Here is a 23488-nt window from a genome sequence, read left to right as displayed (position 1 = left end):
ACCTTGCTATGCGTCGGCGTTTCCCGTCTCAGTGGGGTCGCATTATAGGGAGATTCGAGCAGGGGTCAATGTTTTATTTCAGCTTTTTGACAAATAAATGAATTTAGTATGAAACGCATACAAATAAAGGCCTGCGGGCTGATTTTAGATTAAAAAACGCGCATGTTAAGTCGCTATTTTACAGCTAATATTTGCGCGTTAGAAAAAGCAGTACATTTAGTAATCGCTGTACTGCTTTGTTGGTTTTAATTTGCTGCAATTTGCCATACAGCTATAGAACCTGAGATCTCATTACCGATTATAAGCAGTGGCTCGCCTGTCGCACTTTGTTCGGCAGGTACAAATACCATGCCTTCGGGTGCAAGGTCGCCGGTTATATCTGCCCCTTCTATTACACCACGGTTATAAAAGTAATCTTCAAATTGCACATCGTAAGGGTTGGTAATATCGTAAACCATAATCCCGCCCATGCGCTCAAGACCTATAAAGGCAAAAGTGCGTTCGCCGATGGTACCTATTGTTAGCGCTTCTGGTTCTGCGCCTTTATCATCTGAGCGTGTGTCACCTTCGTTTTCATCTTCATTATTATTAAAGGCTTCGCCATGTACAGATGCAGTTATACGGCCTATATCGTCGCCTGAATCAAACACCACCAGCCCATTACTGTCCCAAATGGTAAACGACCGTGCACCGTAGGCATAAAGCGATTCGTACTGCCCATCGTTGTTAGCATCACCTTTTACTGTACTTACTTTTAAACGACCAATATCGTTATCGTCGTTATTTAAGTAATCAAAATTAGCAGCAAGGGTTAAATCTTCAACACGGCTTTCATCTATGTATGCAAGGCAACCATCATCTTCATCGTAATCTAGACCACCTTTTGCTATGCAGTCTGCTTCGTCTGTTGTATCAAAGAAGTATTCACGTGCATCACCTTCATTTGCCGACACTATAAAGTTTGCGCCTTTCCAGCTAAAACTTGAGATAGTATCTGGCTGATACATTCCATATAAGCCAGGGTATGATTTAAAATTAACACCGCCGTCTTTATCTGATGCGTCTATTTGCAAGTTAGACCAACCTTTAAATCCTAACCCTTTTAGTTCAAGAGAGTTATCTTCTAAATTAACGATAGCTAGTGCGTTATTTTCTTGAATTGATATATAGGCATATTTGTTATCTTTAGAAATGCTGACGTACTCAGGCTCTAGGTCCATGGCAACTGTTGTATTTATTTCATTTCCATTAATTGTTCGCCCTGTGGGGTTGGCAAAAACTAGCCCTTTCTCTTCAAGCTCGGTTTGTTGATTGTTATATGCAGTAAAATCAATATTGCTGGCCGTATCGGCAATTACGCCATTTTCAATATTAATAACGCTAATAGAGCCCTCTGGGTCGATACTGTAATCGCCGTTAGGTTCGCCCTCATTAGCAGCAACTACTTTTGCCCCATTATGACTAAATGTGACCATGTCTGGTAAAAAGCCGACCATTACATTTTTAATAAACACCGGTGTATCGCCGCTAATATTGTAAAACGCTATTTGACCCGCTTCGCCTACGGTTTTAGCAGCCATTGCAACAGCCAGTAATTGGTTAGTTTCATCTATTGCTATGCTGTTCGCATCGCCTGGGGTGCTATCATTTAAGGTAAGGGTAATTGCTGATGTAAGGTTAGTTGCATTCACTATTCCTTCGTTATCTTGAACGAGTGCGGCAGTATCAAACGTATCGGCGGGTATAATGTTCACTACTGCTTCATCACCAGAGCTATTAATAGCGTAAATCCATTTTTTAGATGCTTGATAAGCCACTATTTCAGCCGCCCCCTCAGGACTTTGAGCATTAAGTACGGCTCTGCCGACTAAGCTTATATTTAACGCCGAATTTGCATTGGTGCCGTTAGTACCATTTTGACCCGCTGTACCTTGTTCTCCTTGAATACCTTGCGTGCCGTCTTGGCCGTCATCTCCATCTAGTGAGCAACCAGTAAGAACAGATATAAGCGACAGCGCAATAATTGATTTTTTAAACATGTGATTTTCCTTAGTATTGTATTTGCTAAATATCAACACACAGGCATGACAAGATTATGGCAGTTTTAATACAGCCTCTTAGTCTAAGTAATTAGCTTATACGCTAGCGGAGTAATTAAAATTAAAGCGGCCGTATAGCCAATCGTTTTTACCGTCGAGGAATACTCTCGTTTAATTGCAACTCCTAAAAAAGGTCTAAATACATCAACGCGTGTTATACCCCATGTAAAAGCACCACAAAAAAACCAAGTCCCTAAAATAATGATGAATGGTTCAGCAACAGACCCTAAACTTAAAGGCTGTAGTAAAAAACACAAAATAATCAAAATGCTTTGATGCAATAAATAAAAGGGAAACACCCATGCATTGAGCTGCTTTAAATAGTAGGTATTAAAATTTAAAAATCGGTGAGCGAGCGCAAGTACAAAAAATACACCTACAACACGTTGAATATTGTAGCTACCGCTTAAAATAAAATGAGGAAGAGTAAACGCCTTTTGATAGCTTAATATTATAAGTACGAACAAAATCGCAAAACTCAAAGCCAGTACTACCAAGTTTTTATTTAAGCAGTTCCAAAAGTAAGTGTTTTTAGCGAGTATGTATCCTGCGAGTAACAGTATTAAGCCGTTAGTCTCTCTAATTGAATCGCCAGTTAAATAATGTCTTGTAAATAGTACGGCAACAATAAGTAAAGTAATTAAAAGCCCAAATGACACACAGCCTTTAACAAATACTTTTAAAGGCGCAATAAAGGGCAAGCGTGCAAAAAAAGTTAAAACAATAATGATCAGCATAAATTGCCACAACGAGCGCAAATACCATAAGTGATTTACATCCACATTCGGCCACACACCAGACTGATAATTAATAAAAAGCGTATTGTTCGTCTCTATAAAAGCTAAATAAAATTGCCAGTAGCTAATATTAATAACACCTTGTTGTGACATTTCTGCAAACAGCTGTAAAGGCACTATTAACCATAACCCCACCAGCAAGGGTAATAGTAAAAAAATGGAACGAGTTAAAGTGAGCAATAACCAAGACTTAAAGCCGCTTACTTTATCAATCATAAAACGCAGTGCTACGCCCGATATAAACCAAATGAGCAACATCCGCCAAGGTGAAAACACCAGCATTAAATATTCAATATATTGCGATGTATAATTACTCTTAAAATGAAATCCCCAGTTTTCGCTATACAACATGCCTATGTGGTAAAAAATTAGCGACGCAAATGCGATTACCCTAAGCCAATCAAGATAATACTTACGCGAATTAACTAATGAAGGTTGGTGTGTTTGAGTGTTCATGCTTTTACTACTTTATGAATTTTATGCGTTATTCATACCTAAAGCTCTCGCTAAAACTATCTACAAGTGCTTATATTACAGGCAATAGTGATAAAAGGTGGTATACAGGGATAAGCGTGCCACGTCAGCAATAAGAACACATTTATGAACCTACAACACTTTCAACGTTTTCAAAGCATTTACGCATCAGTATTACTGTGTGCTTACGTATTAATTAATAATACCGTAAACGCTACAACCCAAATAATGGAAGCCCAAAGAGGAGGCGCTTTAACTTTTTCAATGTGGGAGCCATTTGTCTGGGAGTATTCAAGTGCCTTGAGTACTTTACTTATATTCCCTATTTTAATTTGGCTTTTAAGACGCTTACCTTTTAATTGGCAAAATATTACGGCTTCCTTATGTATGTACTTTGGTGCCTCTATTATATTTAGCGTGTTACACGTTGGTATTATGGTAGGGGCTCGTAAATTCATATATTTGTTGAATGATGGGTCTTACGACTTTGGACTTAGTTGGTTTGAACTTATTTATGAATACCAGAAAGACGCTATAAGCTTTGTGTTTTTCATCGTACTTATCAAAGTATATCAATATGTGGTGCAGCAGTTACTAGGTGAAGCCTCTTCAATTAAAGAAAGTGAGCAACAAACAACATCGACCATAAACCGCTTATTAGTTAAAAAGCTCGGTAAGGAATTCATTATAAAAATAGAGGATGTTGATTGGCTTGAATCGTCGGGTAATTATGTAAACCTACATATAGGCTCACGTATATATCCGTTAAGGGCAACACTTACAACATTGAGCAAACAACTTGAAAAGCAGGGGTTTTGTAGAATTCACCGCAGCCATGGCGTAAAACTCGATAAAGTGGAGTCCATTACACCACTACCCAGCGGCGACAGTGAAATTAAATTAACCACAGGTAAAGTACTAAACTTATCTAGACGTTATAAAGAGCAATTTAAACTAACGTTGCAATAATACAAGTCAAACAAGCGATAATGGCTTACACTAAAATCAGTGGCCAAGTTTAGTTGGCCACCAGCTTATCTGACACACTTAACTGTAAGTCAAGATCTGAAAGCGCATTATTTTGTTCAAACAAACTTAAAGAGGTTTGCCAAATATCGATTTGATGCTCATTTAACTGTAGTTCCAAGTTTTTAGCCTTTCACTCAGTTAAAAGGCTATTTAAATCACTGCGAATTAATATTTGCGGATTAAATAACTTTTGCGGTACATCAATTGGCTTAATTTCATCATAAGCAATCACTGTTTTTTTACCTGGCTGCATTTGATCGATTAACGACATAGAAATCACTTTAACTTTGTTGTTTCTATCACCTCTTTCAAAGGTAGCCGTTTTGGCATGTTTGCCAGAACGAAGATACAACTCTGCTTGCAATGGAAATAAATCGGCTTTATCAACGGTAAGTTGAATTTTTTGATAGCTCGCCTTTTCTGAATAAGCCGTTAAATTAAACACTATGACAGCTTCATTCGTTTCATAAGACTCTATATCGTAATCTTGACTCCAACTAAGTGTCGCAATATCGCCCAGTGATGCCTCCCCCAATAATTTTTGTAAAGGGGTTATGCGTATTGGTCGTCGGCTTTTCGGCATGAACATCCAATAATCATTTTCCTTCATCAAGACCTTTTGTCCTTGCTCTGAAGCCGTTTTAAAAACAACAAGTGATTGTTTATTGATAGATGAATAAACATCGTATTGCTTTTCACTTTTTAGCTTCCCTTTATTATATGCACTGACTGTTGCCGAAATTTTTACTGACTCTGCTTCACTTCGATAAGCATCAACGTTGACAAGAGCTGCTTGCAGATCAAATCCACCTTCGTATTGTTCATTTACAGTTTGCGCAACAGCTGATACAGAAATAAGCAACAGCGCACAAATAGATATAATATTTTTAAATTTAAACATGACTTAGCGCCTCTGTAATTGATTTTGAACTGCCTTTATATGCAGCCTTTAGTGCCGCTAATACACATACCAATACCATAGTAAGTAATACAATACCTGCTACTTCCCATGAGAAAGTAATGGTTAAAGGGTAACCCTGATTGCTACCCGGCGGTGGTGGCATTTCTAAACCTAAATAAACCAGTCCCCAAGCAATGAAGGCAGATGCAACAATACCTAACGCCGCGCCAATGAACCCTATCATGCTTGATTCTAATACAAAGTTACGAATAATTTCCCATTGATAAGAGCCCATTGCCGATACAGTCCCTATTTCACGGGTTCTTTCACTGACAGTCATCGCCATCGTGTTTGAAATTGAGAAGAATACAAGTAACACCATAATCCCACCTAACAGGCCAAAAATACGGTTATAAAGATCTTTTACTGACTGATAATAGAATGCGCGCTCCCACCAAGGTGTAAACTCCAATGACTGGTCTCGCTTCTGATAATCTAAAACTGTTTGTTGTGTTTTACTTATATCAAATAAGTAAACCGACAATGAGCTGACTTTCTCGGTATATAACAATGATTGCGCATCTGATAGCTTCACATAAAGCTGTCGCTTATCTAAATCTGGCACACCTGTCGTATAAATACCCCTTATTGTAAAATCCATAGCATTTAACGCACCATCTGTCGTTGTCGACATGAGCGTAATATAATCACCCACTGTCACCTTTAAGTTGCGTGCTAGCTCCTTACCTAATACAACTTCTGCTTCACCTTCATTATCAAAATTTGATAATGCCTTACCTTCTAACATTGTTAAAAAAGGCCCTTTAACCATAAACTCCTCGGGATCTACACCCAGACCAATAAAAATGGAGCTTTTTTCACCATTAGATACAAGACCATTGAAGTTTATGCGTGGCAATACACTTTTAATGTCTTCGTCGGTTTCAAGTTGAGCTATTAACTTTTCAATATCAGATAAACCATATTGTAGCGGTATATCTTCTTCTGCTTTAAGAAATTTTTGATGTGTAATAATAAAGTTACCTTCATCTCTAGCCGCTTTTTCTGCCAGTGATTGATAAGTAAATAAGGCAAAACCACTCGTCGTTAAAATAGCGGCAACGGCAACTGTAGCAACTAATATTGTGAATAATGAACGCCTACCATTTCGGCAAACGTTAAAAAATGCAAATGAGATCCAACGCATTATCCTGCTCTCCTATGAGTTTCATATGGATTAAATGCCGATAAATTACCATCAGCAAGATTTAAAACACGATGACAGCGATCTGTCATACGGTGGTCATGTGTTGCTACAATAAAGGTACAGCCTAGGTCATTGCCTAAATCACGCATCAGATCAATGACCATATTCGCGGTCGATGTATCTAAATTTGCGGTAGGTTCATCCGCAATCACAATCTCAGGTCGCTTAACCAATGCTCGAGCAATAGCAACACGCTGCTGTTGTCCACCTGATAATTGATCTGGGCGTTTAGATATATGATCTTTTAAACCAACTTTATTAATAATATCAACAACTTTATCCATTCTTTCTCGCTTATTCATATTAAGCATTAAAAGTGGGTACTCCACGTTTTCATAAACAGACATCACTGGGATCAAATTATATCTCTGAAAGATAAACCCTAGTTTTTCACGACGAATTTGTGTCATTACTTTTTTATCTTTTGAGACTGCTTTACCTGCAAGCCAAATTTCACCTTTATAGTCATCGTCAAGCAAGCCACAAATGTTTAAAAGTGTTGATTTCCCGCTGCCTGAAGGGCCACATAATGCAACAGTTTCCCCTTTTTTTATCTCAGCAGATACGCCTTTTAATGCGTCGACGACCACTTCTCCAGTCTTGTAAGACTTAACAATGTTCGAAAATTTAAGCATTACAATTATCCTTTTTCAGCCTTTGAAAGGCGCTCTAGAGCGTCAGACTTTTCGATGAATAATTTCGCTCTAGTTTGATCTTCTAATTTATTTGCAGCCAATGCGGCACATCTATAAGTTGATTGTTTTAGCTGTTTATCTAACTTTGAAAATCCATCACTATTGGCCAATACTTGATTTAATAAATGAGCGCCATATTCAGCACGATTCATCATTTTTGGTACCTGCGCAAAGGTACAGCCAGCAGTCACATAAACGCTTGCTTTAAGTGGATATGGCATTTCTTTAACTTGTTTAATTGCCTTATTTAATTTAGCAATGCCGGCTTCTGCGAATTTCATTTTTTGCCAAGGTTGACTGGTGTATCGTGCCTGCGTTGTTTCAGCACTTCCTAACATAGCTAAAACAACGGGATTTGATGCTTTATTGTTGAGTTCAGAAAGCGCGTTCACAGCAAGTTGATTTTGCTCTTGGGATCCAGTAAGTCCCTGTTGATATGCTGTAATAACATGCGCTGGGATTTCACTTGCAGTAACTGAAGAGCTTGCTAATACAATGCCTAAAAGCATGTTTTTAATCGTAGAAAATTGGTTCATTATCGTTATCCTGTATTGTTTCTGTTGATGAACATATCTTAAGAAACAACCACCATAGAATGTTAGGCAGGCGATAATCGGTTGAATAGGGAGATAAACGGGAAATAGTAATGATGAATATACTTTATAGTCCTTTTAAGGGGGAACGATAAAATTAGTAAGTTGAATTATGATAGTGATATAGAGCGCACTTAATACAATCAAAAAAGAGGTAAATCATGATTTACCTCTTCTACAGTATTAAATCCGCTTCAATAATGGTTGGTTATGTTTTCTGTTACATCTGCTTAAATAAATGGTGATACTTTCTACTCACAGAAAGCTTTTCATCTCTCCCTTTCAAGTATATATAAACATGACCTAAATCATCTTTAGATACATGATCAATAGTATCAACTCGAACAATACAATTACGATGAATACGCCAAAAAGTATCAGGCTCTAACTCACTTTCTAAATGAGTAATAGATGTTTTTATTAAATGCTTCTGTTGCCCAGCAGTAACTTCGGTGTATTTATTGTCGGCGATAAAATAATCCACTTCATCAACATCAATCATATATATATGATTGTTTTTACTTGCTTTAATCCACTTTAAATACGCATTAGATGGTGCTAGGTTATTACTCTGCATTAACTGGGAGAACATAGCCTGTAACTGTGTTTGTTGACTAGTCTCAGTGTTTTCGGATGACAAAAGCTTTTGTATTCGCTGTACGGTTTTTTCAAGCCTTATTTTTTCTAAAGGTTTTAAAAGATAGTCAATTGCTTGGTTCTCAAATGCAGTAACTGCATATTCATTATAAGCCGTTACAAAAACCATAATGGGGGGTGAGTCATCATCACATAGTTTTTTAGAAACTTCTAAACCATTCATTCCTGGCATATTAATATCTAAAAATATAACCTTAGGTGTAAATGTCTCGGTCAGTGCTAAAGCTTCTTCACCATTAGCAGCTTGACCAACAATATCGATTTCAGGCCAAACCTCTTCTAACATCATTTTCAAATGTGTACGTAAAATAGGCTCATCGTCAGCAATAACAACTTTAACTCGGTGAGACATTTAAGGGGACCTCCATAGTAACGGTCACAATACCCGCCTGACTGTGATCAAATAAAAGGCTGGCTTGTTCACCATACAATTGTTGTAATCTGGTTTTTACGTTGTTCATCCCAACTTGTGTGCCTTTGTGATTACTGCCTTCATTAGGTGTATTATTCGTAATGCGTATTAATAAGTTATTTTCTTTCTTTTTGACTAATAGAGTCAGTTCTCCACCCGATGTTAACTGTTCTATACCATGTGTAACGGCATTTTCTATGAGAGGTTGAAGTAACATTGGAGGAAACAAAATATCATCGGTTATTTTATCCGTTACGTCATAGTGAATATTTAGTCTATCCCCTAAACGTATTTTCTGTATGGCCAAATAAGCTTTATTAAAACGTAATTCATGGCCGAGGGTTAACCACTCAGACCTCGTCCTATCTAAACTTTGTCTCAATAAAGCCGAGAGCGCGGCTAACATCTTATTCGCCTGTTTAGTATCAACAGCTATCAATGCTTGAATATTAGCGAGTGTATTAAATAAAAAGTGCGGCTCAATTTGAGATTGTAGTAACCTTAATTGAGTTTCTAACAGTACTTTATCTTTCTTTATTTGCTCTAATTCAACTTGCGCTAACGATTGTTTTAAATTCTGTGCTTGTGCACTTCGATAGTATGTAAAACTCACCACCACCATAATAAAACTGCCAATCAGCAAAATACCTACATATTGTTGTAAATCACCAATATAGCCACCAGTGCTTTTCACAACACCTAGTAAGAGTGGTGTCAGTCCCCACACAATAAAAGAAAAAAGAGCAGCTAAGAAAAACTGCAAGGCAAGATTCATTTGTGGATAATGCCGCTTTAACCATTTACGGCATAAGCGAATACTGAACCCGACCCCAAGAGAGATCATAATTGAAATAACAGGGTACTTAGCCCACCCAATAAAGTGAATCAGTAACCCAAGTGAAATACAGACTACAGCGAGCTTTAAATTACTCACCCAGCGTTCTGATCCTGAGAATGGTTTAATAAAAGGCATTAAATTACAACTTAATTTCGACGCTAAAATATCCAGTTTTTTGATGGCTTAGCTGCTCATATATTGTTTCGCTTCCGCCAGCATAGCTCCTATAACCGAGACAGAGACGAGCATTTTTAAAACCAGAGTAACACAGCTCACCATTTATTAACATACTGTTATCCTGAGGGTTTGTTAACCATGTCATCGAAGGTTGCCAGGTAGAATTAGATGTTCTCAAATGCACCATTACATTATCTCTGAATAGATTTTGTGTCGCAAAGTGAGCTCGATATAATCTCAATTGATGATCTTTGACACCTTCATTAGCATTTGCAATTAATGCTCGCCATTGCTTGTCACTTGGTGCTCTGCCATCATGCCAGTACTCAACAATAGCTGTTACCCCCATCGAGAAACTGTAGTTAAAACCCACTAAAGCTTGCAAACTGCCTTTGCGCCAAATTGTTTCAACATTATCATATGCAGATAAAGTATTTTTATACAGTTGAGTAACTTTAGGCGAACGATAGTTTTGCTGCCAGAGTAATGAACTATGTAATTCTAAGTTATCACCTATTACTGTAAGGGTACTTCCACCAATTCTAAAGCCCAGTTTATCGTCATAGTGCGCTATTGCTTGCGCTTCATAACCATCAAAGAATTGATAATAGCGCCCACCACAACCGTAACTTTGTGCTACTTTAATACCTCGTTCAAGATAATCAGGTTTCGTTTCATTGCAAATCACAGTGATGTTTCCTGATTCAGTAAAGTAGTCCCCCATTATCATTAACACACCAGGGGGGACTGCTGTATATATCGCTAATGAGTCAGTTGGAGAAAACATGTCTAATGGCCTAAATCCATAGGCAACATCCCAATCAAGCTTCTTTTTCCCTACAGATAAAAACCAATTTTCAGTACTAAAATCATAGAACGCTTCTGAAATAGTAAAATCGGTTTCACTCGTCCCACCTTCTTTATATACGTTAGCAGTTGCCGCAAAACGCAACCCTTCACCTTCTAAACTTAAATCTAGAGCCGAGAAAAGAGATGAAGTATTTTTAGTTGCAAAAATTGCCTGATTCGTCCCTTTTATATTTTGCCCATTAATACGAATTTGACTATCAAACTGTAATTTTTCTGTAAACTGTTTTGCTTCACTCACTGAAGATATAATCATCACGAACAGCACATATATTTTGCAAACGACACCCAATATTATTTTCATATTATCCTCCTGATCTGCAAAAATTGTATAACGATAAATTGAGCTTGGTAAATGAGGCGATGGGTGGCTTTATAGGAGGATAAAAGGAAATAATGACAGATAAGGCTATTTGGTAAAAACAGCTTATGAGCGGCTATAAAGATATTTGGTGCCTTTTAAGAGCCATGATGGGTAAAGAGGAAGTTATAAATAAAGAATAATAATATACCTAGTAATTTAAAGTCATATTTGTAAAACAACGGCTAAAAAGGCTTGCTTAGAATTAAATCTCGGCCACCTGTACATTTAACTCCATTTGATTCTGAATTAAAGCATGCCATGGAGGAACTGAGTATTTTGCAATATTTCCGCTTATTACTAAAAATAGCTTACCTTGTACCCATTAACATAAGATGTTACTTAAAAACGTACCTATTTTTTGATGTAAATAATAAGTACGATAACGCAGCGTAAAAGAATAGCAAATACAGTCTTTACTTAGAAAGTTGTTAAAAAAGCTTTTTAACTGGGCGTTTCCAACCATCTAAATTACGTTGCTTGCCACGTGCTACAGCTAGCTGATCATCCGCCACGGTATTGGTAATAACAGAGCCAGCGCCAACTGTTGCTGTAGCACCAATATTTACAGGAGCAACAAGTGATGAATTTGAACCAATAAAGGCGTTATCACCAATAATGGTTTTTGCTTTATTAACTCCATCGTAGTTACAGGTAATTGTACCTGCGCCTATATTCACTTTTTCGCCAATTTCAGCATCGCCTAAGTAACTTAAGTGGTTTGCTTTAGAACCCTTACCTAAGCGTGTTTTTTTCATCTCTACAAAGTTACCAATGTGCGAGTCTTCTTCCATTACCGCACCTGGGCGTAAGCGGGCGTATGGGCCTAGCGTACATTGAGCCGCTACGCTTGCACCTTCAATTAGGGTATTTGCTTTTATAACAACGTTATCGCCTATGGTACAGTTTTTAAGTACACAATTAGGGCCAATTTGTACATTATTACCAAGGGTAACACTGCCTTCAAAAATAACATTGATATCAATTAATACGTCTTCGCCTGTTTTAACATTGCCGCGTACATCGATACGGGCTGGGTCGGCGAGGGTGGCACCATTTAACATTAACTCTTCTGCTTGCCATGCTTGATAAGCTCGTTCAAGGCCTGCAAGTTGTACGCGGTTATTTGCGCCTTCAACTTCCATTGCATGATCTGGCTGCGCCGATGCAATTTCTACACCTTCACTGTGTGCCATAGCAACGATATCGGTAAGGTAGTATTCACCTTGTGCATTATTGTTAGATAGATTACCTAACCATGTTTTTAAAAGCTTGCCATTTACCGCCATAATGCCGGTGTTTACTTCGCTAATAAGTAGCTGCTCAGGGCTTGCATCTTTTTGCTCAATAATACCTACAAGCTTGCCATTTTCACGCAGCATACGGCCGTAGCCATTTGGGTTAACTAAGTTAACGGTTAATACCGCTAAACCATTTTTAGGTGTTGCAGCTAATAAGCGCTCTAGTGTTGATTGCTTTGTAAGAGGTACATCGCCGTACAACACAAGTACTGTGTCGTCATCATTAATGTGTGGGTTAGCTTGAGCTACTGCGTGGCCTGTACCAAGTTGATCTGCTTGCAGTACCCAGTTTACGTTATTATCGGCAAGTTGTTGTTGTAATAGTTCGCCGCCGTGTCCGTAAACTAAGTTAGTGGTGGTTGCACCAAGTGCCTTTGCATTATCTATAACGTGCTGCACCATAGGTTTATCTGCCACTTTATGCAGAACTTTAGGTAGAGCAGAGCGCATACGAGTACCTTTACCCGCAGCAAGAATTACTGTTGTTAGAGCCATTAAAACAATTTCCTTTTTTCGTTGTTTTAGCTAAATAAGTCTTATGTTTGTGCAGAAGATTACGTAAATCACTTCTTGTGCAAATACTCAGTAGCTTATTTTACTAGCACTGAATCTTGACTGAAAAAATAGACTTAATTGTATGGCGTTATTGTAGCGAGGATTGGTGAAGGATATAAGTAAAATATTTTGAATGACTCCTATTATCTTAAATTTCAAAGCGTTATCTAGCTTTAATTTTTAACCTGAGTTACTTCAAATATTTTATTGTTATGTGACGAAATCAAACCGACAAATAGAGAATTAACTGCTTCGTTATAATTAATACTTCTTATTACCCTTGAGTTTTCTCCTTTGTAAATAACCTGGGGAGCAGTATTAAAACCTAAACTAAAATCATATAAGAAAACATTTATACCATCTGAATGAAAGAGTTTATTGCCATCTAACGATAGAGAATGCCTATATTTCACTGGATTTAAATCAAGCTCGGTAATGACTTTATTTTTCCAACTATCAAAAATTTGTAGCTTGTTTTGTGCAGAAAGAAATATATATTGTGTAGTCGATAGTTGATCAAACCACACAGCATTACTTATTGGCAATATAACACTCTTCTTTGTTGTTCTATCATAGACATAGGATGAATTACTCGAAGAATGACTACCACGCACAATAAAACCTATATTTTTATTTATTAAAAACTCAGTGTTAACAAAAGTACCATTCACCTGAATAGAGTCTTTTAAATTAATAAGCTCAGTATCGTGAATTTCTATTGCCTTTGTAGTGACTCGTAATGCCTCTTCACCATCTCGTGACACTCTTAATAACAGATTAAAAGCAATACTCGATTTTGTGTTTATAGTGTTTGTGGCTTCATCCAGAGCTTGCAATTTATAAGTACGATCAGCCCCTATATTATTTTTTCCACTAAGAAAAAATATATCCCCATTATTCGTTAATTGCGGGAGTATTTGACTTATTGACGGAGTACTAATCGTTGTATCAGATAAGTTGAAATTATTTAAATCAATTTTATTAATATCTGCATCGTAAGGATATTGAAAGGCTAAGATTTTATAAGGACTAATAGGTAGGGTCATAGAGTAAGTTGACACTCCTTGCATTGATGTTTTACTTAATAATTTCTGCTCAGATAAAGAGTACTGAAATAAAATGTTGTCTACATTGTCGTACCAAAGTAATGAATCTAATTCTTGGTTATACTTCAATGTCCAGATACGATTTTTAGTCGTATACAGATGAGTTTGAGCTCCACCCTCAATACCTGTAATGTACAACTCACTAAAACCAAATTGATGCCGTTCAAAAACTACTTTATTTTTACCTTCTATATGCGCTAAAAATTTATCACCGTAAGAGTTTAGATTCGGAGAGCTTATTTGATACTCTTCACCTGTTAGGAGGTCGCGATTCATCAATACAGCAAGCTCATCCCGATTACGATAACCAAATTTAGAATATACGAGGTTAGTATTATTAATACTCTCTCCAGAAAAAGGTAAATGTGAGCAATCAAACAAATACCTACTCTCGCCAGCAAAGTTACTATCAACAATAAATACCTGACAATCCTGACCATTACTTTGCCAATAGATGATCTCATTATTGTTATGTGACCAACCAACTGGATATATTTCATAACCAGGTTTTATTAATAGCTTTTCCGTTCCCGTAGCAAGCTCTTTATTGATTAAAATGAACTCTGAGGTTTCGTATTTTATAAGTGTAAAAACTAAACTTTTCTCATTGGGTGAAAGAGAGAGAAAAGTATGCATCCCTTCTTTCATGGATAATACTTCTTCTTGATAGCTTTTATTAGTGACTTGTACCCCATTACTTTTAGCTGTCAACTTATATACACCTGTTATGGCGCTTACTAGCAGCACGACTATTAAGGCGAATATCCAAGGTAAGTATTTTTTTTTCCCCAGAACAGCTGATTTTTTAGCAACGTGCTCATAAACTAAATTTGAAGTTACACTTTGATAACCACTTTCTACAAACTCAACATTAGGGAGAAAACTATACCCTTTACGATAATGAGTTTTGATAACTAAAGCAGCTTGGTTAGGGGACTTTAAGATTTTCCGGAGTTCTGATACAGCTCGATTTATAGCATTATCGTCAACATAATGTTGACACCAAACGTCGTCAATTAAGTCTTGGCGGGTAATAATCGACTCTTTATTGAGAATAAGGTAACAGAGAATTTTAAACAGTAGCGGTTCTAATTCTCTTTCAATTACACCATCATTAATAGTTTGCTGTTTGGGGTTTAAACACCATGCTCCAAACTTAACTTCTACTATTGATTCTGAAAAATTTGACGGTTTCATTGGTGGTTCACTACGTCCTTATAGCTAATAATTTGATGTAATTTAATTATTAAAACTAACTACTTAATGTTTTTTAGATTATCAGCAAAGCTAGGTGGAGTCATCAATGAAGCACAAAAAAGCCCACATAAAGTGGGCTTTTAAAAACCGGATAGGCTTACTTACGTAATTGTTGGATTACGCGAAGTTGTGCAATAGCTTCCGCTAGTTGCATAGCTGCTTTTTGATAATCAAATTCAGCAGCTGACGCATTAGCCATTTGGCTTTCTGCGTCACGTTTAGCTTGCTCTGCAGCTTGCTCGTCAAGGTCTTCACCACGAACAGCTGTATCAGCAAGTACGGTTACTATGTTCGGTTGAACTTCTAGTGTACCGCCAGCAATGTAGATGAGTTCTTCTTCACCAAACTGCTTAACTAAACGTACCATACCAGGTTTAAGGGCAGTTAGTAGTGGGGCGTGGCCGGCATTAACACCAAGCTCACCTTCACTACCAGATACTTGAATCGATTCAACTAGACCAGAGAACAAACTCTGCTCTGCGCTTACTACGTCAAGATGTACAGTCATAGCTGCCATACTACCCTCCTAATTACATGCTTTTAGCTTTTTCTTGAGCTTCTTCGATAGAGCCAACCATGTAGAACGCTTGCTCTGGAAGGTCATCAAATTCACCGCTTAAGATGCCTTTAAAGCCAGCAATTGTATCTTTTAGTGATACGTATTTACCAGACGCACCTGTAAACACCTCTGCCACGAAGAATGGCTGAGATAGGAAACGTTGGATTTTACGTGCACGAGATACAAGTTGCTTATCTTCGTCAGAAAGCTCGTCCATACCTAGGATTGCAATGATGTCTTTAAGTTCTTTGTAACGCTGAAGAACTGTTTGAACGCCACGTGCTGTATCGTAGTGCTCTTGACCAATTACTAATGGATCAAGTTGACGTGAAGATGAATCAAGTGGATCTACCGCTGGGTAAATACCAAGTGATGCGATATCACGTGAAAGTACTACTGTTGCATCTAAGTGAGCAAAGGTAGTTGCTGGAGATGGATCCGTTAAATCATCCGCAGGTACGTATACCGCTTGGATTGATGTAATTGAACCTGTCTTAGTTGAAGCGATACGCTCTTGAAGCACACCCATTTCTTCAGCTAGTGTAGGCTGGTAACCTACCGCTGATGGCATACGACCAAGTAGTGCAGATACTTCTGTACCAGCAAGTGTGTAACGGTAGATGTTATCTACGAAGAAAAGTACATCGCGACCTTCGTCACGGAACTTTTCAGCCATAGTAAGACCTGTTAACGCTACGCGTAAACGGTTACCTGGAGGCTCGTTCATCTGACCGTATACAAGCGATACTTTATCAAGTACGTTTGAATCGTTCATCTCATGGTAGAAATCGTTACCCTCACGAGTACGCTCACCAACACCTGCGAATACTGAGTAGCCGCTGTGCTCGATTGCGATGTTACGGATAAGTTCCATCATGTTTACGGTTTTACCTACACCGGCACCACCGAATAAACCAACTTTACCACCTTTAGCAAATGGACATACAAGGTCGATTACCTTGATACCAGTTTCTAAAAGCTCAACTGAACTTGATTGCTCTTCGTATGAAGGCGCTGCACGGTGAATAGACATACGGTCTTCTTCGCCGATTGGGCCAGCTTCATCGATTGGCTCACCAAGTACGTTCATGATACGACCAAGCGTTGCTTTACCAACTGGAACTTGAATCGCTTCACCTGTGTTTGATACTGAAGCACCACGACGTAAACCGTCTGTAGTACCTAGTGCGATAGTACGTACCACACCGCCACCTAGCTGCTGTTGAACTTCTAGAGTCAAACCAGCTAAATCGCCATCTGTTACTTTTAGCGCGTCATATACGGCTGGCACGTTGTCTTGAGAAAACTCAATATCCACAACGGCACCGATAATTTGGACGACCTTACCTAAACTCATGTCTATTCCTCTCGTTAATCTTTGCCTGAAGCATTAAACTGCGGCTGAACCAGAAACAATCTCACTAATTTCTTGTGTGATTGCCGCTTGGCGGGCCTTGTTATAAACAAGCTGTAACTCATCCATAAGGTCGCCGGCATTATCTGTTGCAGCTTTCATTGCAACCATACGGGCAGCCTGTTCAGAGGCAGCGTTCTCAACCACACCTTGGTATACCTGAGACTCTACGAAACGTACTAACAAAGACTCTAAGATAGCCTCTGGGTTTGGTTCGTATAAGTAGTCCCATGTGTGGGCAGATACTTCTTCTTCAGCTTTTGGCAAAGGGAGTAACTGATCTATTGTTGGCTCTTGCTTCATGGTATTAACGAAGTTGTTATATACCAGGAATAAACGGTCAATTTTACCTTCAGAGAATGCATCAAGCATTATTTTTACAGGACCAATAACGTCTTGTACTGAAGGTTTATCTCCTAGGCCTGCTTTTTTAGCAAGCACTTGACCACCAAAGCGTTGAAAGAAACCAGCAGCTTTGCTGCCTAAAGTTGCAAACTCTGCGTCTACACCTTTTTCTTTCCATGCTTTAATATCTAATGCAACTTTTTTAAACTCGTTTGAGTTTAAGCCGCCACATAGACCACGGTCAGTAGAGATAACAATATAACCAACTCGCTTTACTTCACGTTCTTCTAAGAACGGGTGAGTAAAATCAAGATTTGCTTGAGCAACACGACCAATCACTTTGCGTAATTTGTCAGCGTATGGACGGCTTGAAGCCACTCGTTCTTGCGCCTTTTTCATTTTAGACGCAGCAACCATTTCCATTGCGCTAGTGATCTTTTGAGTATTTTTAATACTCCCGATCTTGCTTTTAATCTCTTTTCCGCTGGCCATGACTCTCTCTCCGAATCAAGGTGTGCTTTAGTAAACTAAAGCGCACCATTAATAACTAAATTACCAAGTTTGCGTAGACTTGAACTTCTCTAGAAGTTCTTTAAGCTGCGCTTCGATCTCGGCGTTGTAGTTACCAGTTTCATTGATTTGAGCCACAAGCTCTGCGTATGTGCTACTTGCGTAAGAAAGTAAAGCTGCTTCGAAATCCATAATTTTAGGAATTTCGATATCTTTAAGATAGCCTTTCTCAGCTGCAAATAACGACAAAGACATATCAGCAACAGACATTGGTGCGTACTGTTTCTGCTTCATTAGCTCTGTTACACGCTCACCATGCTCAAGTTGAGCACGAGTAGCATCATCAAGGTCAGACGCGAACTGCGAGAACGCAGCTAATTCACGGTACTGAGCTAGGGCTAGACGGATACCGCCACCTAGTTTCTTAACGATTTTAGTTTGTGCAGCACCACCAACACGCGATACCGAGATACCAGCATTTACTGCCGGACGGATACCTGAGTTGAATAAGTCAGTTTCTAAGAAGATCTGACCATCGGTGATAGAGATAACGTTTGTCGGTACGAACGCAGAAACGTCGCCGCCTTGAGTTTCAATGATTGGCAATGCCGTCAATGAACCAGTTTGTCCTTTCACTTCACCGTTAGTGAACTTTTCAACGTAATCAGCGTTTACACGCGATGCACGCTCTAAAAGACGAGAGTGAAGGTAGAATACGTCACCTGGGTATGCTTCACGACCTGGTGGACGCTTAAGTAGTAATGAGATTTGACGGTAAGCAACTGCTTGCTTAGATAAATCATCATATACGATTAATGCATTTTCACCACGGTCACGGAAGTATTCACCCATAGTACAGCCCGAGAACGGTGCTAAGTACTGAAGTGCCGCAGACTCAGAAGCAGATGCTACAACTACGATAGTATTTGCAAGTGCACCGTGCTCTTCTAATTTACGTACTACGTTAGCAATAGTAGATGCTTTTTGGCCAACCGCTACGTACACACACTTAACGCCTGTGTTCTTTTGGTTGATGATTGCATCGATTGCTAGTGCAGTTTTACCTGTTTGGCGGTCACCGATTACAAGCTCACGCTGACCACGACCAACTGGGATCATAGCATCAATAGATTTGTAACCAGTTTGTACTGGCTCATCTACAGATTGACGCTCGATTACACCTGGTGCAATTTTTTCTACAGGTTCAAAACCGTCGTTATCTAAAGCGCCTTTACCGTCGATAGGAGCACCTAGTGTGTTTACAACACGACCAAGTAAACCAGCACCAACAGGAACTTCTAAGATACGGCCAGTTGTGTATACTTTTACGCCTTCAGTAAGGTCAGCGTAAGGACCCATTACTACTGCACCAATTGAGTCGCGCTCAAGGTTTAGTGCGATAGCATAACGGTTGCCTGGAAGCTCAATCATTTCACCTTGCATACAGTCAGCAAGACCGTGGATGCGGATGATACCGTCAGTAACAGATACAATTGTACCTTCGTTACGAGCTTCACTTACAACTTCGAACTGCTCAATACGTTGTTTGATCAGATCTGAAATTTCAGTGGAATTAAGTTGCATGCTCTTTTTCCCAATTACGATTGTAGTGTTGTGGCTAAGCGGTTTAATTTACCGCGTACTGAGCCGTCGATTACAGTGTCACCCGCCTTAATAATAAGGCCGCCAACTACTGCAGCGTCTTCACTACAATTCAGCTTAACTTTGCGTGCGAAACGTTTTTCAAGTGTCGCTACCAATGACTCTTGCTGCTGTGCAGCAAGAGGGGTTGCCGAAATCACATCTACATCGATTTCTTTGTCATACTCTGCTTTAAAAGCAGCGAATAACTGAGCAACCTCAGGCAGTGCAATCAAACGTCCATTTTCAGCCATCACCTTCACTAGGTTCTGACCTTGTTCGTTGAGCTGCTCTGCACATATGTTAATAAATAACTCAGCTTGTGCAGTAGCAGTAGGCAATCCAGCTAAAATGGCTGATGCTTGCTCATTGCTGGCAACTTCGCCTGCAAAGAACAACATGTCATTCCAGCTTTCAATTGTGCCTTTTTCAACGGCAAGCTCAAAAGCCGCTTTAGCGTATGGGCGAGCGATAGTAGTCAATTCAGACATGCTCATACCCTCCTAATTACAGCTCAGCGACAAGTTTTTCAACGATGTCACTATGTGCGGCTTGATTGATTTCACGCTCTAAAATTCTCTCTGCGCCAACCACAGCCAGTGTTGCTACTTGCTTACGTAGCTCTTCTGTCACACGGTTACGCTCTGATTCAATTTCAGAGTGCCCTTGAGCAATAATTTTTTCACGTTCTTCTTGTCCACGAACAGTTTCTTCGTCAACAATTAGCACGGCACGCTTTTTAGCTTGTTCAATGATATCTGCCGCTTGAGCTTTTGCATCTTTAAGCTGTTCTGCAGCTTTTTGTTGCGCAAGTTCTAAGTCTTTTTCGGCTCTATCAGAGGCAGCTAAACCATCTTCAATTTTCTTCTGGCGAGCTTCAATTGCATCATTAAGTGGTGGCCATACATATTTCATACAAAATAGTACAAACACCGTAAACGCAATTAATTCACCGATAAGAGTGGCTGTTATATTCACGACCGCTCCTCCTTAAAATAGTAAGCTGTTCAAAAAATTAAATTAAAGTACGAACAGGATTACCATTGCGATACCAACACCGATCATTGCTACCGCATCGATTAGACCAGCTAGGATGAACATCTTAACTTGTAATGAAGGTGCAAGCTCAGGCTGACGCGCACATGCTTCTAGGAATTTACCACCCATGTTACCGAAGCCGATTGCAGTACCGATTGCACCGAAGCCGATAAGTAAAGCAACTGCGATGTACTTAAGACCGATCATTAGTTCCATTTTTTTCTCCAAAGTTTCAATTGTTAAAGTTAAATATAAAAAGTGTATAAATTAGTGATTATCTGAACTTGCCATGCTTAGGTAAACAATGGTTAGCATCATAAATACGAATGCTTGTAACACGATTACTAAGATATGGAATACAGCCCAAACAAAGTGCAACGGAAGTTGCATTAAACCAACTGCGCCGATAAGTATGAAAATCAATTCACCAGCGTATAAGTTACCGAATAAACGCAGTGCTAACGAGAAAGGCTTAGACACTAAAGCGATTGTTTCTAGTAATAAATTACAAGGAATTAAGAAAATCATAGCTACTTTGCTATTAGAGCTAAATGGGTGAAGTGTAAGCTCTTTAATAAAGCCGCCAACCCCTTTAATTTTAATAGAGTAGCCAATCATCAGAATAAACACACCAATAGCTAAAGCTGCTGTTAAGTTTATGTCTGTGGTTGGTACAATTTTCATGTATACGTCGTGTGAATCCATGCCAAAGGCTTGTTCACCAACAAGACCAGCAAGTGCAGGCAAGAAGTCAACAGGGATTAAATCCATTAGGTTCATTAAGAACACCCAAACAAAGATTGTTAAGGCTAATGGAGCAATTAATTTGCTTTTACCGTGGTAAGTGTCACGTACGTTGTCACCAACGAACTCAACAATAATTTCAATAAAACATTGAAATTTACCAGGCACACCTATGTGTGCTTTTTTTGCGGCACTACGGAAAGTCCATAAAAATAATAGACCTAGTCCGATTGACCATGCGAGGGTATCTATATTCCATGTCCAGAAACCACTGTCTGCACACGCTTTGTTGAAGGCAAGACCAGAGTCGGTCATACACATCTTAGCGTTTGTTAAGTGATGCTGGATATGGCTTGATATAGTAACTTCTTCTGCAGCCATGTTATATCCCAAAAGTTAATGTTTAAAAAAAACGGGTGCGAACAATCCTGTAAACAACACAAATACATAAACACAAAAAAACGGCATTAATATTACCGTGGTTGACTTGAGTATCAGTGCGAACAATACGATTGTTAGCATAAATTTTAATCCGTTACCGCGTTTTAACGAGGTATACGCTTGATTTGCTTGGCTTGCACCCATAAATCTGAATGCATAAAGCGCAAATACTAGGTGAGGGAGTATTGCAACGCTGCTTCCAGCTAACGCTGATAAGCTGGCACTTGCTCCCCAACCAATAAAAATAATAACTGCAGCTACTAAAGCCACGATACCCTGTAGACAAATTAATTTAAATGCGGCAAGCCTGTAAGGTCTTGCTAACTTATTAGTCACGTTTAGTTAACCTTTATGGCGTTCTAATTGTTAGGGTGTGAAAACTGGCGAAATTATACTTAATCCTGCCAGTTTTGCAACTTGAGTAGACGCTTTGTAACACAAAATAGCTACAAATGTCTCTTATTGGACATGTAGAAAACTAATGCTGGGTATTGTCGTGGTTGATGCGGTTTAAAATACCGTCGAGCTCATCTAAATTAGTGTAAGAAATGACCAACTTGCCTTTGCCTTTTTTGTTGTAATTTATTTCAACTTTGGCACCTAGGTTTTCAGCAAGCTGTTGTTCTAACTGCTTCACGTCAGGGTCTTTCGCTACCACTTCTTTTGCTGGTGCCGGCTCTAAAATAGAACGTACCAGTTTTTCAGTTTCACGAACCGTGAGTGCTTTTGCAACAGCTAAACGCGCGGCATCTGATTGTGATTCACCTTCTAGGGCTAATAAACAACGTGCGTGCCCCATTTCAATGTCGCCATGTTCTAACAGAATTTTTACATCGCTATTTAAATTATTTAAACGTAGTAAATTAGTTACGGTTGTACGCGATTTACCAACAGCATCAGCTACCTGCTGATGTGTTAGTTCAAATTCATTAAGTAGGCGGTTTAGTGCAACTGCTTCTTCCATTGCGTTTAAATCTTCGCGCTGAATGTTTTCAATAAGCGCAATAGCAACAGCCGCTTCATCTGGCACATCTTTGATAATACAAGGTACACTTTCAAGCTTTGCAATTTGCGCCGCTCGCCAACGACGTTCACCGGCAATGATTTCATAACTATTTTGTGCAACTGGGCGCACAACAATTGGCTGAATAATGCCTTGTGAGCGAATAGAGCTGGCTAATTCTTCAAGCGCCTCTTCAGACATGTCTTTACGTGGTTGATATTTACCCGAGTGTAAAAACTCGATAGGCAATTTTTGTAGTTCGCTGTTATTAACTTCTACTGCTTTTTGTACAGTTTCAGTAACAGGTGTAGTGTCTTGATCCTTGCTTACGCTTGGTGCAGGTTTTGACGAACTTAAAAGTGCATCGAGTCCTCGGCCTAAACCTCGTTTTTTAGCAGACATTTTAT

At 39.0% G+C, this 23488-nt stretch carries 23 protein-coding genes; 1 reads left to right on the top strand and 22 read right to left on the bottom strand.

Going from position 1 to position 23488, the window contains the following annotated elements; genetic code table 11:
• Positions 1 to 245: 245 nt before the first annotated feature.
• Both J8L71_RS17355 and J8L71_RS17350 read right to left on the bottom strand, forming a co-directional pair.
• Positions 246 to 2039: a choice-of-anchor I family protein gene (locus J8L71_RS17355; protein ID WP_211001632.1), complete on the bottom strand. Its 1794-nt coding sequence runs from the start codon at positions 2037 to 2039 to the stop codon at positions 246 to 248.
• 83 nt (positions 2040 to 2122) lie between these two features.
• Positions 2123 to 3352 (bottom strand): acyltransferase family protein, encoded by a 1230-nt coding sequence (locus J8L71_RS17350; RefSeq protein ID WP_211001631.1) that lies wholly within the window; start codon positions 3350 to 3352, stop codon positions 2123 to 2125.
• A gap of 144 nt (positions 3353 to 3496) precedes the next feature.
• Here J8L71_RS17350 and J8L71_RS17345 point away from each other — a divergent pair, with 144 nt between their 5' ends.
• The gene (locus J8L71_RS17345; RefSeq protein ID WP_211001630.1) at positions 3497 to 4339 is read left to right on the top strand and encodes a LytTR family DNA-binding domain-containing protein; all 843 of its coding nucleotides are present in this window, start codon (positions 3497 to 3499) and stop codon (positions 4337 to 4339) included.
• Positions 4340 to 4388: 49 nt separating this feature from the next.
• On the opposite strand, the gene J8L71_RS18620 is transcribed toward J8L71_RS17345, so the two are convergent.
• The 20 genes from J8L71_RS18620 to J8L71_RS17250 all read right to left on the bottom strand — a co-directional run bounded on the left by J8L71_RS18620 (position 4389) and on the right by J8L71_RS17250 (position 23483).
• Positions 4389 to 4517: a hypothetical protein gene (locus J8L71_RS18620; protein ID WP_282098404.1), complete on the bottom strand. Its 129-nt coding sequence runs from the start codon at positions 4515 to 4517 to the stop codon at positions 4389 to 4391.
• A gap of 12 nt (positions 4518 to 4529) precedes the next feature.
• Positions 4530 to 5300 carry an outer membrane lipoprotein-sorting protein gene (locus tag J8L71_RS17340; RefSeq protein ID WP_211001629.1) on the bottom strand — a complete coding sequence of 257 codons (771 nt, stop codon included), beginning with the start codon at positions 5298 to 5300 and terminating at the stop codon, positions 4530 to 4532.
• Positions 5293 to 6507: an FtsX-like permease family protein gene (locus J8L71_RS17335; RefSeq protein ID WP_211001628.1), complete on the bottom strand. Its 1215-nt coding sequence runs from the start codon at positions 6505 to 6507 to the stop codon at positions 5293 to 5295. The genes J8L71_RS17340 and J8L71_RS17335 overlap by 8 nt, the downstream gene beginning before the upstream one ends.
• A complete protein-coding gene (locus J8L71_RS17330; protein ID WP_149605245.1) occupies positions 6507 to 7202 on the bottom strand; it encodes an ABC transporter ATP-binding protein in 696 nt (231 codons plus the stop codon). The genes J8L71_RS17335 and J8L71_RS17330 overlap by 1 nt, the downstream gene beginning before the upstream one ends.
• Before the next feature lie 5 nt (positions 7203 to 7207).
• A complete protein-coding gene (locus J8L71_RS17325) occupies positions 7208 to 7798 on the bottom strand; it encodes a hypothetical protein (protein WP_211001627.1) in 591 nt (196 codons plus the stop codon).
• Between the two features lie 277 nt (positions 7799 to 8075).
• Positions 8076 to 8864 (bottom strand): LytTR family DNA-binding domain-containing protein, encoded by a 789-nt coding sequence (locus J8L71_RS17320; RefSeq protein WP_211001626.1) that lies wholly within the window; start codon positions 8862 to 8864, stop codon positions 8076 to 8078.
• Entirely contained in the window at positions 8848 to 9897 is a 1050-nt protein-coding gene (locus tag J8L71_RS17315) for a histidine kinase (RefSeq protein ID WP_211001625.1), read from the bottom strand. Before J8L71_RS17315 ends, J8L71_RS17320 begins: the two co-directional genes overlap by 17 nt.
• 4 nt (positions 9898 to 9901) lie before the next feature.
• Positions 9902 to 11110, bottom strand: coding sequence for a hypothetical protein (locus tag J8L71_RS17310; protein ID WP_211001624.1), 1209 nt, complete (start codon positions 11108 to 11110; stop codon positions 9902 to 9904).
• A gap of 488 nt (positions 11111 to 11598) precedes the next feature.
• Positions 11599 to 12963: a bifunctional UDP-N-acetylglucosamine diphosphorylase/glucosamine-1-phosphate N-acetyltransferase GlmU gene (gene glmU, locus J8L71_RS17305; protein ID WP_211001623.1), complete on the bottom strand. Its 1365-nt coding sequence runs from the start codon at positions 12961 to 12963 to the stop codon at positions 11599 to 11601.
• Between the two features lie 233 nt (positions 12964 to 13196).
• Entirely contained in the window at positions 13197 to 15326 is a 2130-nt protein-coding gene (locus J8L71_RS17300) for a winged helix-turn-helix domain-containing protein (protein WP_211001622.1), read from the bottom strand.
• 157 nt (positions 15327 to 15483) lie between these two features.
• Positions 15484 to 15903 (bottom strand): F0F1 ATP synthase subunit epsilon, encoded by a 420-nt coding sequence (locus J8L71_RS17295; protein ID WP_138541934.1) that lies wholly within the window; start codon positions 15901 to 15903, stop codon positions 15484 to 15486.
• Positions 15904 to 15916: 13 nt separating this feature from the next.
• Positions 15917 to 17302, bottom strand: a complete 1386-nt coding sequence (atpD, locus tag J8L71_RS17290; RefSeq protein ID WP_058548204.1) for a F0F1 ATP synthase subunit beta — start codon at positions 17300 to 17302, stop codon at positions 15917 to 15919.
• Between the two features lie 33 nt (positions 17303 to 17335).
• Positions 17336 to 18196: a F0F1 ATP synthase subunit gamma gene (gene atpG, locus J8L71_RS17285; protein ID WP_211001621.1), complete on the bottom strand. Its 861-nt coding sequence runs from the start codon at positions 18194 to 18196 to the stop codon at positions 17336 to 17338.
• Between the two features lie 60 nt (positions 18197 to 18256).
• Entirely contained in the window at positions 18257 to 19798 is a 1542-nt protein-coding gene (gene atpA, locus J8L71_RS17280; RefSeq protein ID WP_211001620.1) for a F0F1 ATP synthase subunit alpha, read from the bottom strand.
• A gap of 14 nt (positions 19799 to 19812) precedes the next feature.
• Complete coding sequence (gene atpH, locus J8L71_RS17275) at positions 19813 to 20346, bottom strand: F0F1 ATP synthase subunit delta (protein WP_211001619.1); 534 nt, start codon at positions 20344 to 20346, stop codon at positions 19813 to 19815.
• Positions 20347 to 20362: 16 nt separating this feature from the next.
• Positions 20363 to 20833, bottom strand: coding sequence for a F0F1 ATP synthase subunit B (gene atpF, locus J8L71_RS17270; RefSeq protein ID WP_058548200.1), 471 nt, complete (start codon positions 20831 to 20833; stop codon positions 20363 to 20365).
• 42 nt (positions 20834 to 20875) lie between these two features.
• Positions 20876 to 21109, bottom strand: coding sequence for a F0F1 ATP synthase subunit C (gene atpE / locus J8L71_RS17265; RefSeq protein ID WP_138683981.1), 234 nt, complete (start codon positions 21107 to 21109; stop codon positions 20876 to 20878).
• Positions 21110 to 21160: 51 nt separating this feature from the next.
• Complete coding sequence (atpB, locus tag J8L71_RS17260) at positions 21161 to 22018, bottom strand: F0F1 ATP synthase subunit A (RefSeq protein WP_211001618.1); 858 nt, start codon at positions 22016 to 22018, stop codon at positions 21161 to 21163.
• 15 nt (positions 22019 to 22033) lie between these two features.
• Entirely contained in the window at positions 22034 to 22414 is a 381-nt protein-coding gene (locus J8L71_RS17255; RefSeq protein ID WP_211001617.1) for an ATP synthase subunit I, read from the bottom strand.
• 142 nt (positions 22415 to 22556) lie between these two features.
• Positions 22557 to 23483, bottom strand: coding sequence for a ParB/RepB/Spo0J family partition protein (locus J8L71_RS17250; protein WP_211001616.1), 927 nt, complete (start codon positions 23481 to 23483; stop codon positions 22557 to 22559).
• Between the last annotated feature and the right edge of the window lie 5 nt (positions 23484 to 23488).

It is taken from the genome of Pseudoalteromonas sp. MMG007, from assembly GCF_018100985.1.
GTDB lineage: Bacteria > Pseudomonadota > Gammaproteobacteria > Enterobacterales > Alteromonadaceae > Pseudoalteromonas.
The sequence above is the reverse complement of the archived record's forward strand: the minus strand, read 5'-3'. Positions and strand labels throughout refer to the sequence as shown.